The organism is Stenotrophomonas sp. HMWF023 (genome assembly GCF_003060985.1).
In the GTDB taxonomy this organism is placed as follows: domain Bacteria; phylum Pseudomonadota; class Gammaproteobacteria; order Xanthomonadales; family Xanthomonadaceae; genus Stenotrophomonas; species Stenotrophomonas lactitubi.
Genome location: NZ_QAIJ01000293.1, coordinates 8000 through 9426, shown reverse-complemented (window position 1 = coordinate 9426; position 1427 = coordinate 8000). Strand labels below are relative to the sequence as shown.

Genomic DNA, 1427 nt, shown 5'->3' with positions numbered 1-1427 from the left:
ATGTCATCGCAAGCTTCGCCGGGCAACAGCTGGCTACAGAGGGTGGAGAGTTTCATCGACGGGGAAGATCGTGGACAGCATGGGCTGCCCATCCTATCGCGTGCCCGCCTCTCGCAGAAATGCGCGAAGAATAGCGGCGAAATGCGTCATCACCAGGCGCATTCAGCGCCAAACAACGCGGCACGATGCATGGATGCAATCACCGCCGGAGAGCGTGCCGAGCAAGCTCGGCACCCACCAGTGCAGTGCACGTCCGACACCCGCCGCAGCGATCACCCTTCCTTCGGCGCCTTTTCCACGTACTTGGCGAAGACCTCGTCGATCTGCTTGTCCTTCACCTTCTTGCCGGCCTGCACGTCTTCGGCCTGGGTGAACAACGGGATGATCATCGCCATGCCGTCGAGCTTGGTCTTCAGGTGCACGCCCGGGGTCTGGGTCAGGAAGCCGTCCCAACGCTGGCGCACCTTGCTCCAGTAACCGGCAGTGGCTTTCCAGTAATCGCGCGCCGGGGTGAAGTCGACCTCGGTGGTCCTGATGTAGTCGTTGAAGCCGAATTCGCGGGCGATTTCGACCTGGGTGCCATCAGCGTTGCGCTGCACCTTGGTGTTGAACTGCTCGTGGGTCCAGCCGTTCGGGGTCAGGGTGTGGCGGTTGACTACGGCCAGCGCGTTGTAATCGCTGCGCTTGGTGTACTCGCGGCGTGGCAGCGGGCGCCAGCTGATGTCGCTGGTCCAGGTCGGCACGTTGTTGCTGTAGGTCCACGTGCCGGTGCCGCAGTAGCGCGGTGCATCGCTGACTTCATACACGCACTGGGTCCAGGCGCCCTGGTTGGTCGCCGCCGCAATCGTGCGTACCTGCCAGGTCTGGTCGGCGCTGAACTCGAAGCGGTTCGGCGCTTCGTATACCCAGTCCTGGCGCCAGTGCTTGGTCACGTGGCCGCTCTTGCTGTCCACCAGCAGGTGCTGCAGCACGATGCGCTTCGGGCTGTCCTCGACCACGATCACCACTTCGTTGCCGCCACTGCGCATGGCCGGCGCGCGCTCGTAGCCCGGCTTCAACAGCACGGTTTCATCGAAGGCAAAATCCACCGTGTACTCACCCTGCATGGCCAGGATGCTGTCATGGTCGCGTGCGATGTCGGAGGGCTGCGCGCTGGCGGCGCCACTGGCGGCGAGCAGCACCATCACGCTGGCTGTCTGGAACTTCATCGGGTCTTCCTTCGGGGTTGCAGGTTTCGTGGAAAGGCCATCCTGGCCAGCAGTCGATCCATCGCAATCAGGTCATAGGCGAACCAGCGGCAGGTCGCCGGGAGCGCGTGCGGCAGGGCGGCGTGCGGCATCGGCACAACAACAGTCGTCGATCGCCAGTTCGCCTTCGGCGCCTTCGATGCGCGCGATCCGGCGCGCGGTGGCGGCACCAAGCGAGGA

At 64.1% G+C, this 1427-nt stretch carries 1 protein-coding gene and 1 pseudogene; both read right to left on the bottom strand.

Going from position 1 to position 1427, the window contains the following annotated elements; translation table 11 throughout:
• Positions 1-272 precede the first annotated feature (272 nt).
• On the bottom strand, positions 273-1208 hold the full coding sequence (locus tag DBR20_RS16575) for a DUF6607 family protein (RefSeq protein ID WP_108267031.1): 936 nt from the start codon (positions 1206-1208) through the stop codon (positions 273-275).
• 72 nt (positions 1209-1280) lie between these two features.
• A pseudogene (locus DBR20_RS23760) lies at positions 1281-1427 on the bottom strand (Hemin transport protein); the annotation flags it as partial.